General features: G+C 63.6%; 9 protein-coding genes. 6 read left to right on the forward strand and 3 right to left on the reverse strand.

Annotated features, from left to right (window positions below; translation table 11 throughout):
• Nucleotides 1-131: 131 nt before the first annotated feature.
• The 4 genes from NRG23_RS30705 (at nt 132) to NRG23_RS30720 (ending at nt 4,888) form a co-directional block, all read left to right on the forward strand.
• The gene (locus NRG23_RS30705; RefSeq protein WP_009049806.1) at nt 132-605 is read left to right on the forward strand and encodes a MarR family winged helix-turn-helix transcriptional regulator; all 474 of its coding nucleotides are present in this window, start codon (nt 132-134) and stop codon (nt 603-605) included.
• Complete coding sequence (locus tag NRG23_RS30710; protein WP_257373218.1) at nt 606-2,075, forward strand: efflux transporter outer membrane subunit; 1,470 nt, start codon at nt 606-608, stop codon at nt 2,073-2,075.
• 15 nt (nt 2,076-2,090) lie between these two features.
• On the forward strand, nt 2,091-3,293 hold the full coding sequence (locus tag NRG23_RS30715; protein ID WP_257373219.1) for an efflux RND transporter periplasmic adaptor subunit: 1,203 nt from the start codon (nt 2,091-2,093) through the stop codon (nt 3,291-3,293).
• 65 nt (nt 3,294-3,358) lie between these two features.
• Nucleotides 3,359-4,888: a DHA2 family efflux MFS transporter permease subunit gene (locus NRG23_RS30720; RefSeq protein ID WP_009049803.1), complete on the forward strand. Its 1,530-nt coding sequence runs from the start codon at nt 3,359-3,361 to the stop codon at nt 4,886-4,888.
• Between the two features lie 156 nt (nt 4,889-5,044).
• Here the strand turns inward: NRG23_RS30720 and lpxH are convergent, their stop codons facing one another.
• The gene (gene lpxH, locus NRG23_RS30725) at nt 5,045-5,800 is read right to left on the reverse strand and encodes a UDP-2,3-diacylglucosamine diphosphatase (protein ID WP_038633659.1); all 756 of its coding nucleotides are present in this window, start codon (nt 5,798-5,800) and stop codon (nt 5,045-5,047) included.
• Complete coding sequence (locus NRG23_RS30730; protein WP_007929634.1) at nt 5,797-6,300, reverse strand: peptidylprolyl isomerase; 504 nt, start codon at nt 6,298-6,300, stop codon at nt 5,797-5,799. The genes lpxH and NRG23_RS30730 overlap by 4 nt, the downstream gene beginning before the upstream one ends.
• 277 nt (nt 6,301-6,577) lie before the next feature.
• On the opposite strand from NRG23_RS30730, the gene NRG23_RS30735 reads away from it, so the two are divergent.
• The gene (locus tag NRG23_RS30735; protein WP_009049801.1) at nt 6,578-8,275 is read left to right on the forward strand and encodes a glutamine--tRNA ligase/YqeY domain fusion protein; all 1,698 of its coding nucleotides are present in this window, start codon (nt 6,578-6,580) and stop codon (nt 8,273-8,275) included.
• An 18-nt stretch (nt 8,276-8,293) separates the two neighbouring features.
• Nucleotides 8,294-9,676, forward strand: coding sequence for a cysteine--tRNA ligase (gene cysS / locus NRG23_RS30740; RefSeq protein ID WP_016701906.1), 1,383 nt, complete (start codon nt 8,294-8,296; stop codon nt 9,674-9,676).
• Between the two features lie 81 nt (nt 9,677-9,757).
• Here cysS and NRG23_RS30745 read toward each other — a convergent pair whose 3' ends face one another.
• Nucleotides 9,758-11,608: a sigma-54-dependent Fis family transcriptional regulator gene (locus NRG23_RS30745; protein WP_016701905.1), complete on the reverse strand. Its 1,851-nt coding sequence runs from the start codon at nt 11,606-11,608 to the stop codon at nt 9,758-9,760.
• Nucleotides 11,609-11,627: the final 19 nt, after the last annotated feature.

Here is an 11,627-nt window from a genome sequence, read left to right on the forward strand (position 1 = left end):
GATTTTCGACGTCAAGGCTTTCCCATTAATTAGCTTGATAGTGAGCATGCTAATTATTGTTTGGATATTGGCTGCCTAGGCAGTAACATCTCGACATACTTTCGCTGCCTAGGCAGCTAACAGGTGGTCAGATGAAGCACTTCACCCCAGACGATTTCCACAATTGCCACCTCGGGCTCTTGCTGGGCCGCGCGGCCCTGCTCAAGGACCGGATCATCGACACCCACATGGAACCCCACGGCATCACCGCCGCGCAGTTCAAGGTGCTGATCATCATGGCCCAGTTCGGCGTCGACACCCCGGCCGAGCTGTGCCGCTACCTGTCCCTCGACAGCGGTTCCATGACCCGCATGCTCGATCGCCTGGAGCAGAAGGACTTCCTCGCCCGCCAACGTTCGGAGCACGACCGCCGCCAGGTGCGCCTGGTGCTCACCGAGGAGGGCCAGAAGCTCGCCGACTGCCTGCCGCACATCGGCGCCAACGCCATGAACGAACTGGCGGGCGCCATCACCCCCGAAGAGTTGAAAACCCTGGAACAGATCCTCAAGAAAATTTTGCTGGCGGCCGGTGACCCGATCACCGTGTTGCGGGTAGGTGATAAGTAAATGAGCAGTAAAACCTTGCGTACCCGTTTCAGCCTGGTACTGCTGGCCATGAGCCTGGCCGGATGTGCCAACTACAGCGGCCTGACAACCGAAGGGGTGAGCCTCGATGCCAAATCCCTCAAGGCCGGACAATCCCTGAGTGGCGTGACCCTGTCGCCGGCGGCCTGGCCGAAGAGCGACTGGTGGAAGAGCCTGGGCGATCCACAGCTCGATGGCCTGATCCGCGAAGCCCTGCACGACAGCCCCGACATGCAGATCGCCAGCGCCCGCGCGCACCAGGCCAGCGCGGCGGCCTATGCCGCGGATGCGGCACGCATGCCGACCCTGGATGCCAGCGGCAGTGTCAGCCGCTCGCGCCTGTCTCGCTCGCAGGACCCGAGGGGGCAGGGCGACAACTACAGCACCCTGCGCAGCCTGACGGGCACCTTCAATTACACCTTCGACCTCTGGGGCGGCCAGCGCGATACCTGGGAAGCCGCCCTGGGCCAGGCGCGCGCCGCCGAGATCGATCGCCAGGCCGCGCAACTGACCCTGGCCGCCGACGTGGCCCGTGCCTACAGCGACCTGGGCCAGGCGCATATCGTCCATGACCTGGCCGATGAAGACCTCAAGCGCACCCGGCAGATGCTCGAGCTGAGCCAGAAGCGCCTGAGCTCGGGCATCGACAGCCAGTATCAGTACCAGCAGACCGAAAGCCTGGAGGCCAGCTCCGAAGCCAGCCTGATCGACGCCGAGAAAAACCTGCAGAGCGCCAAGATCGCCCTCGCGGTATTGCTCGGCAAAGGCCCCGACCGGGGCAACGACATCGCCCGGCCGAAAGTCCTCCAGGCCAGCGCGGTGGCGTTGCCATCGGTGCTGCCGGCGGAACTGCTGGGCCGCCGTCCGGACCTGGTGGCCGCGCGCTGGCGGGTCGAGGCGGCGAGCAAGAGCATCGACGCCGGCAAGACCAACTTCTACCCCAACCTCAACCTGAGCGCTGCCGCCGGCACTCAAGCGTTGCTGGGGGATGCGATGTTCGGATCGGCCAGCCGCTTCTTCAACATCGCCCCGACCGTGTCGCTGCCGATCTTCGACGGTGGCCGCCTGCGCGCCGACCTGGATGCCCGGGACGCCGACTACGACCTGGCCGTGGCGCAGTACAACAAGAGCCTGGTGAATTCCTTGGGGGATGTCAGCGACACCATTTTCCAGCTGCGTGACATCGGTCGGCAGATCGCCGCCCAGCAACACGCCACCGACATCGCCCAGGACTCCTACGACACCGTGGTCCAGCGCTACGGCTCGGGGATCGGCAATTACCTGGACGTGCTCAGCATCGAGCAGCAATTACTGCAGGCCCAGCGTCAGCTGGCGACCCTGAATGCCCAGCAGATCAACCTGTCGATCCAACTGATGCAAGCCCTGGGCGGTGGTTTCCAGACCGACAATCTGGCCGCGGCCACTCCGACCCCAGCCTCGCGCAATCAATAATTCAAGGTACTCATCATGGCCACTGTCGAAACCAACAACGCTCCTGAAAATACGCCGGACAGCGCCAACCCGCGCAAACGCAAGGTCATGCTGCTGGGCCTGGTGGCGCTGATCGTCCTGGGCGGGCTGGGGGTCTTTGCCTGGTATGAACTCTACGGACGCTGGAATGAAGGCACCGACGACGCCTATGTGAACGGCAACGTGGTGGAGATCACCCCGCTGGTCACCGGCACGGTGGTCAGCATCGGCGCCGACGATGGCGACCTGGTCCACGAAGGCCAGGTGCTGATCAACTTCGACCCCAACGATGCCGAGGTCGGCCTGCAAAGCGCCGAGGCCAACCTGGCCCGCACCGTGCGCCAGGTGCGCGGTTTGTACAGCAACGTCGACGGCATGCGCGCCCAGGTGGCGGCGCAGAAGGCCGAAGTGCAGAAAGCCCAGGACAACTTCAACCGTCGCCGGACCCTCGCCACCAGCGGGGCGATTTCCCAGGAAGAACTGTCCCACGCCCGCGATGACCTGACCTCGGCGCAGAACGCCCTGGCCAATGCCCAGCAGCAGCTCAACACCACCAACGCGCTGGTGGACGACACCGTGGTCTCCAACCATCCGGACGTGCAGTCGGCTGCCGCGCAACTGCGCCAGGCCTACCTGACCAATGCCCGCAGCACGCTGATCGCGCCGGTGACCGGTTATGTCGCCAAGCGCACCGTGCAACTGGGCCAGCGGGTACAGCCGGGCACCGCGTTGATGGCGGTGATCCCGCTCGACCAGCTGTGGATCGACGCCAACTTCAAGGAAACCCAGCTGCGTGACATGCGCATCGGCCAGCCAGTGGACATCGAGGCCGATATCTACGGCAGCGAGGTCAAGTACAGCGGCACCATCGACAGCCTGGGCGCTGGTACTGGCAGTGCCTTCGCCCTGTTGCCGGCGCAGAACGCCACCGGCAACTGGATCAAGATCGTGCAGCGGGTGCCGGTGCGCATCCACGTGAACGCCGAAGAACTGGCCAGGCACCCACTGCGGGTCGGCCTGTCGACGGTGGTCAACGTCGACCTGCACGACCAGAGCGGCCCGGTGCTGGCCCAGCAGCCGCCACAAAAGGCGTCGTTCAGTACCAACGTCTACGACCGCCAGTTGAGCGAGGCCGATGCGCTGATCGCTCGCCTGATCCACGACAACAGCGCCGCCATCGGCAAGACCGCGCAGCGTTGATTCGCCGATCCCTCTGCTGCGGCCGTTAGCGGCCGCGGCGCCAGCCTCGCTTCATAGGATTCGCGATGAGCAATAACGCCTCTTTCACGCCGCCCAGCCTGTTGCTCAGCACCATCGGCCTGTCGCTGGCGACCTTCATGCAGGTGCTCGACACCACCATCGCCAACGTGGCCTTGCCGACCATCTCCGGCAACCTCGGGGTGAGTTCGGAGCAGGGCACCTGGGTGATCACCTCGTTTGCCGTGAGCAACGCCATCGCCTTGCCGCTGACCGGCTGGCTGAGCCGGCGTTTCGGCGAAGTGAAGCTGTTTATCTGGGCCACCCTGCTGTTCGTGCTGGCCTCGTTCCTCTGCGGGATTTCCACTTCCATGCCCGAGCTGGTGGGCTTTCGGGTGCTGCAAGGGGTGGTGGCCGGGCCGTTGTACCCGATGACCCAGACCCTGTTGATCGCGGTCTACCCGCCAGCGAAAAGGGGCATGGCCCTGGCGCTGCTGGCGATGGTCACGGTGGTGGCGCCGATTGCCGGGCCGATTCTCGGCGGCTGGATCACCGACAGTTACAGCTGGCCGTGGATCTTCTTCATCAACGTACCGATCGGCCTGTTCGCCGCCTGGGTGGTCAAGCAACAGCTGAAGGCACGGCCGGTGGTGACCAGTCGCCAGCCGATGGACTACATCGGCCTGCTGAGCCTGATCGTCGGTGTCGGCGCCTTGCAGATCGTGCTCGACAAGGGCAACGACCTGGACTGGTTCGAATCCAATTTCATCATTATCGGTACGCTGATTTCGGTGATTGCCCTGGCGGTGTTCGTGATCTGGGAAATGACCGACCGCCATCCGGTGGTCAACCTGCGGCTGTTCGCCCACCGCAACTTCCGCATCGGCACCATCGTGCTGGTGGGCGGTTATGCCGGCTTCTTCGGCATCAACCTGATCCTGCCGCAGTGGTTGCAGACCCAGATGGGCTATACCGCGACCTGGGCCGGCCTGGCGGTGGCGCCGATCGGTATCCTGCCGGTGCTGATGTCGCCTTTCGTCGGCAAGTACGCGCACAAGTTCGACCTGCGCTTGCTGGCCGGGCTGGCGTTCCTGGCGATCGGCCTGAGCTGCTTCATGCGCGCCGGGTTCACCAACGAAGTGGACTTCCAGCACATCGCCCTGGTGCAGCTGTTCATGGGCATCGGCGTGGCGCTGTTCTTCATGCCGACCCTGAGCATCCTGATGTCGGACCTGCCACCGCACCAGATCGCCGATGGCGCCGGCCTGGCCACCTTCCTGCGGACCCTCGGTGGCAGCTTCGCCGCTTCGCTGACCACCTGGATCTGGATCCGTCGGGCGAACGAGCACCATGCCTACATGAGTGAACACATCAGCACCTTCGAGCCGGCCACCCGCGATGCCCTGGGCGCCCTGGGCGGTGCCAGCAACCAGGCCTACGCGCAGCTGGACCAGGTGCTGACCGGCCAGGCGTACATGATGTCCACCGTGGACTACTTCACGCTGCTGGGCTGGAGCTTCATGGGCCTGATTCTGCTGGTGTGGCTGGCCAAGCCGCCGTTCACGGCCAAGGCCGGGCCGGCGTCGGCGGGGCATTGATATCGCGGTGGGGCAGAGGCGTTATCGCGAGCAAGCTCGCTCCTACAAAAAGGTACGTCCCTCTGTAGGAGCGAGCTTGCTCGCGATAGAACGTGCAGCGTTCGCCTGGAAGGCCCCGGAAGACCCTCCGGGCCTTATCGCAGCCTGCGGCAGCGGCTACAGGCTCGAGCGGGGCAACGCCAACGGCGACGGGACGAAGTCGAAAGCTGCCAGCTGGAAGCCCTGTTCATCCACCTGCAAGGCCCAGCCCTGGCGGTCCCAGTCGCCCAGCACGATGCGCTTGGCGGCCTGGTCGCCGATCTGCAACTTGTGGATGGCCGGGCGGTGGGTGTGGCCGTGGACCAGGGTCCGCACTTTGAACTCCTGCATGATCCGCGGCACTTCGTCCGGGGTCACGTCGACGATGTCGTTGGCCTTCATGCGGGTTTGCGCGCGGCTTTCGTTGCGCAGCTTGCGCGCCAGCTTGTGCCGGGTGCGCAGCGGCAGGTGCCTGAGGATCCACAGCGAAACCGGGTTGCGCAGGTAACGGCGCATGCGCATATAGGCTTCGTCGCGGGTGCACAGGCTGTCGCCGTGCATCAGCAGCACCGGCTCGCCGTAGAAGTCGACCACGCTCGGGTCCTTGAGCAGGGTCGCGCCCGCGGCCTTGCAGAAGGCCTTGCCGAGCATGAAGTCGCGGTTGCCATGCATCAGGAAAACCTGCGTGCCGCTGTCGCTGAGCTCGCGCAGTGCCTGGCAAATGGAAAGCTGGTAGGGGGTCATGGCGTCGTCGCCGATCCAGACCTCGAAGAAATCTCCCAGGATGTACAGCGCTTGCGCCGAGCGGGCACGCCCGCCCAGTAAATCCAGAAACGCCCGGGTAATGTCCGGGCGTTCCTCTTCCAGATGCAAATCTGAAATCAGCAGTATCACTCAACGATCTCGGCTTTCTCGATGATCACGTCTTCTGCCGGTACGTCCTGGTGGCCGGCCTTCATGGTGGTGGCCACGCCTTTGATCTTGTCGACCACTTCGGTGCCGGCGACCACTTTGCCGAATACCGCGTAGCCCCAGCCCTGGACGGTCTTGCCGCTGTGGTTGAGGAAGCTGTTGTCGGCGACGTTGATGAAGAACTGCGCGGAAGCCGAATGCGGCTCCATGGTGCGGGCCATGGCGACGGTGTACTTGTCGTTGGAAAGACCGTTGTCGGCTTCGTTCTGGATGCTTGGACGCTTGTCTTTCTTCTCTTTCATGCCTGGCTCGAAACCGCCGCCCTGGATCATGAAGTTACCGATGACGCGGTGGAATACGGTGTTTTCGTAATGACCGGCTTTAACGTATTCGACGAAGTTGGCCACGGTGACCGGGGCTTTCTCGGCGTTCAGTTCCAGCACGATGTCGCCGTGGTTGGTGGTCAGTTTGACTTGAGTCATGATCGGTACTCTTTATAAGGAGGAGCGTTTTCAAGGAATTCCCGGGTTCCGGGAGGCGGGCCTGGGGCCCGCGGGCCGGAACCGCGCTGGCAAAAATCCGCCAAGGTGCGCAGTTTAGCGTGCCGAGCGTGAAATTCGAGGCTGTTTTTTCATTTGCGACGGATTAATCACGGCAGATTTAAAGCCCGCTCTGTCAGGGGCTTGACCGCATCGGCTATGATATCCGTTTTGATTTATCAGGCCGCACCGGCCGCGCACTTGTACGTTCAAGGATCCTATGAGCAAGCCCACTGTCGACCCTACCTCGAATTCCAAGACCGGACCGGCCGTGCCGGTCAACTTCCTGCGCCCGATCATCCAGGCGGACCTGGACTCGGGTAAGCACACACAGATCGTGACCCGCTTCCCGCCGGAGCCCAACGGCTACCTGCACATCGGTCACGCCAAGTCGATCTGCGTGAACTTCGGGCTGGCCCAGGAATTCGGTGGCGTCACCCACCTGCGCTTCGACGACACCAACCCGGCCAAGGAAGACCAGGAATACATCGATGCCATCGAAAGCGACGTCAAGTGGCTGGGCTTCGAGTGGGCCGGTGAAGTGCGCTACGCCTCGCAATACTTCGACCAGTTGCACGAATGGGCGGTGGAGCTGATCAAGGCGGGCAAGGCCTATGTCGACGACCTGACCCCCGAGCAAGCCAAGGAATACCGTGGCAGCCTGACCGAGCCGGGCAAGAACAGCCCGTTCCGTGACCGTTCGGTGGAAGAGAACCTGGACCTGTTCGCCCGCATGAAGGCGGGTGAATTCCCGGATGGCGCACGCGTGCTGCGGGCCAAGATCGACATGGCCTCGCCGAACATGAACCTGCGCGACCCGATCATGTACCGCATCCGCCATGCGCATCACCACCAGACCGGCGACAAGTGGTGCATCTACCCGAACTACGACTTCACCCACGGCCAGTCGGACGCCATCGAAGGCATTACCCACTCGATCTGCACCCTGGAGTTCGAAAGCCACCGTCCGCTGTACGAGTGGTTCCTCGAGAACCTGCCGGTGCCGGCGCAGCCGCGCCAGTACGAGTTCAGCCGCCTGAACCTGAACTACACCATCACCAGCAAGCGCAAGCTCAAGCAACTGGTGGACGAGAAGCACGTCAACGGCTGGGACGACCCGCGCATGTCGACCCTGTCGGGCTTCCGGCGTCGTGGCTACACGCCGAAATCCATCCGCAACTTCTGCGAAATGGTCGGCACCAACCGTTCCGACGGCGTGGTGGACTTCGGCATGCTCGAATTCAGCATCCGTGACGACCTCGACCACAGCGCCCCGCGCGCCATGTGCGTGCTGCGTCCGCTGAAGGTGGTGATCACCAACTACCCGGAAGGCCAGGTCGAGAACCTCGAACTGCCGCGCCACCCGAAAGAAGACATGGGGGTGCGGGTACTGCCGTTCGCCCGTGAAATCTACATCGACCGCGACGACTTCATGGAAGAGCCGCCAAAGGGCTACAAGCGCCTGGAGCCGGCCGGCGAAGTGCGCCTGCGCGGCAGCTACGTGATCCGCGCCGACGAGGCGATCAAGGATGCCGACGGCAACATCGTCGAGCTGCGTTGCTCGTACGATCCGGACACCCTGGGCAAGAACCCGGAAGGGCGCAAGGTCAAGGGCGTGATCCACTGGGTGCCGGCCGCCGCCAGCGTCGAGTGCGAAGTGCGCCTGTACGACCGTCTGTTCCGTTCGCCGAACCCGGAGAAGGCCGAAGACAGCGCAAGTTTCCTGGACAACATCAACCCTGACTCCCTGCAGGTCCTCACTGGTTGTCGTGCCGAACCCTCGCTGGGCAACGCACAGCCGGAAGACCGTTTCCAGTTCGAGCGCGAAGGTTACTTCTGCGCGGATATCAAGGACTCGAAACCGGGCGCACCGGTATTCAACCGTACCGTGACCCTGCGCGACTCCTGGGGTCAGTGATCAGTTAAGGAACTCCTTGTGCTAACGATCTACAACACGCTCACCAAGAGCAAAGAAGTCTTCAAGCCGCTCGATGGCAACAAGGTGCGCATGTACGTGTGCGGCATGACCGTGTACGACTACTGCCACCTGGGCCACGGTCGCAGCATGGTCGCCTTCGACCTGGTGACCCGCTGGCTGCGTTTCAGCGGTTACGACCTGACTTATGTGCGCAACATCACCGACATCGACGACAAGATCATCAATCGGGCCAACGAGAACGGCGAGTCGTTCGAAGCGCTGACCGAGCGCATGATCGCGGCGATGCACGAAGACGAAGCGCGCCTGAACATCAAGAAGCCGGACATGGAGCCGCGCGCCACCGACCATATCGCCGGCATGCACGCGATGATCCAGACCCTGATCGACAAGGGCTACGCCTACGCGCCGGGCAACGGCGACGTGTACTACCGCGTGGCCAAGTTCATGGGTTACGGCAAGCTGTCGCGCAAGAAGATCGAAGACCTGCGCATCGGCGCGCGCATCGAAGTCGACGAGTCGAAACAGGACCCGCTGGACTTCGTGCTGTGGAAAGCCGCCAAGCCGGGCGAGCCGAGCTGGGAATCGCCATGGGGCGCCGGGCGTCCGGGCTGGCACATTGAATGCTCGGTGATGTCGACCTGCTGCCTGGGCGAGACTTTCGACATTCATGGCGGCGGTAGCGACCTCGAGTTTCCGCACCATGAAAACGAGATCGCCCAGAGCGAGGCGGCCACCGGCAAGACCTACGCCAATGCCTGGATGCATTGCGGCATGATCCGCATCAATGGCGAGAAGATGTCCAAGTCCTTGAACAACTTCTTCACCATTCGCGACGTGCTCGACAAGTACCATCCGGAAGTGGTGCGTTACCTGCTGGTGTCGAGCCACTACCGCAGCGCGATCAACTACTCGGAAGACAACCTCAAGGACGCCAAGGGCGCCCTGGAGCGTTTCTACCATGCCCTCAAGGGCCTGCCGAGCGTGCCGGCCGCCGGTGGCGAAGCCTTCGTCGAGCGTTTCACCGAGGTGATGAACGACGACTTCGGCACCCCGGAAGCCTGTGCGGTGCTGTTCGAGATGGTGCGCGAGATCAACCGTCTGCGTGAGAGCGATCTCAATGCGGCGGCCGGTCTGGCGGCGCGCCTGCGGGAACTGGCGGATGTGCTGGGTGTGCTGCAACTGGAAGCCGACGACTTCCTGCAGGCCGGTGCCGCCGGCCGGGTCGACGCGGCGCAGGTCGAATCGCTGATCCAGGCGCGCCTGGCGGCCCGTGCCAACAAGGACTGGGCCGAGTCTGACCGCATCCGCGACCAGATCACCGCCATGGGCGTGGTGCTGGAAGACGGCAAGGGTGGGACTACTTGGCGTCTGGCTGACTGATCGCGGTACTGGCTACAAACAGAAACCCGCCTTGTGCGGGTTTTTGTTTGCTTGCCATTTGGGGATGGAGGGGGCGGGGGATCAATCCTCCTGCTGACGCAATCTTTTATAGAGGGTATTGCGACTCACCCCCAGCCGTCGCGCCAGCTGGGAAATGTTGCCGCCCACGGCCTTGAGCTGGCGGTGCAGGTCGGCGCTGTCTTCCAGGGCGATGTCGCCGGGCGGTTCGTGGCTGGCGGCTGGCTCCATGTCCAGGTCGACAAAAAAGTCGTCCGGCAGGTGCTCGGCGCGGATCGGCTGGTCTTCGGCCATGGCCAGCGCCACCTGCATCACGCTGCTGACCTGGCGCAGGTTGCCCGGCCAGGGGTGGCGCTCGAAGAGGTCCTGGACTTCGCGGCTGAGCCCGGCCCATTGGCCGGGCTCGCGGTGCTGCTCCCAGATGCGCTTGAACAGCGCCTGCTTGTCGCTGCGTTCGCGCAGGGGCGGCAACTCCAGGGTCAGGCCGCCGATGCGGTAATACAGGTCCTCGCGGAAGCGCCCGAGTTGCACCTGTTCGCGCAGGGAGCGGTTGGTCGCCGAGATGATGCGGATGTCCACCGGGAACAGTTCGCTGCTGCCCACCGGCTGCACGCAGCGCTCCTGCAGCACCCGCAACAGGCGGGCCTGGGTCGGCAGGGGCATGTCGCCGATTTCGTCGAGGAACAGCGTGCCTTTGTCAGCCTTGCGGATCAGGCCGATGCTGCCTTTCTGGTTGGCGCCGGTGAAGGCGCCTTTTTCATAGCCGAACAGCTCGGACTCCACCAGTTCGGCGGGGATCGCCGCGCAGTTGACGGCGATGAATGCCTGTTTGCTCCGCGAGCTGGCCTGGTGCAGCGCCTTGACGAAGACTTCCTTGCCGACGCCGGTTTCGCCGTGGATCAACAACGGAATGTCCTTTTCCAGCAGCCGTTCGGCCTGGCGCACGGCTTTCTCTACGCGGCTGTCGCCGAAGTGCAGGGTGTTCAGGCCGATGGCATCGGCGTTGGCGGGGGCCGGGCGGGCAGGCGCTTCGGCGAAGACCCGGGCCTGGATCGGCACCTGCCTTGGACGCTTGAGCAGGCAATGGAAGCGGTTGCGTCCGGCGGCCTGCAGGGCGAAGGGCAGGCCTTCGGGCTGGTTGAGCAGTTCCAGCAGGGACACCTTGAACAGGCTTTCGATGCCGACCCGCGACAGGCTGATGCCCAGCAGGTTGTCGGCGCGGCGGTTGGCCGAGAGCACCTGGCCGCTTTCATCGAAGATCAGCAAGCCGGCCCACTGGCTGTCGAGGTTGTTCAGGCCGGTGTTGAAGGTCAGCTGGAAATGCCGGCCTTCGAACAGGTTGAGGATCAGCCGGTTCTCCACCGTCTGGCTCATCATCTTGACCATGCCCAGGGTGTGGGAGGGCGGCAGGTAGCTGTCGCTGGAGACATCCAGCACCGCGATCACCCGGCGCTCGGCATCGAAGATCGGCGCGGCCGAGCCGGTCATGAAGCGGTTGGCCTTGAGAAAGTGTTCATCGTGCTCGATATGCACCGCCTGCTCGCAGGCCAGGGCGGTGCCGATGGCATTGGTCCCGCTGCAGTGTTCCAGCCAGCTGGCGCCGGCACTGAAACCACGGGCCAGGCTCGGCTCGATAAAACGCTGGGTGCCCCAGGAGGTCAGCACCTGGCCCTGGTTGTCGGCGAGCATGATCAGGCAATTGGAGTTGCTGAGGATGTTCTCGTAGTAGGGCAGGACTTCCTGGTGGGTGGTCTGCACCAGGGCATGCTGGCTCTCCAGTAGCTGGGCGATACGCTCGGCGGGCAGTTGATCGAAAGCGGGGGCGCTCTGGTGGCTGAGGCCAAAGGCCCGGCAGCGGCTCCAGGAGTCCTTGATGATGGTCTCGTGAGACAGCGGTGAGGCAGGTGCGCTCATGGCGGTAGGTCTCTGAAAA

Source organism: Pseudomonas sp. T8, assembly GCF_024610635.1.
GTDB lineage: Bacteria > Pseudomonadota > Gammaproteobacteria > Pseudomonadales > Pseudomonadaceae > Aquipseudomonas > Aquipseudomonas chlororaphis_I.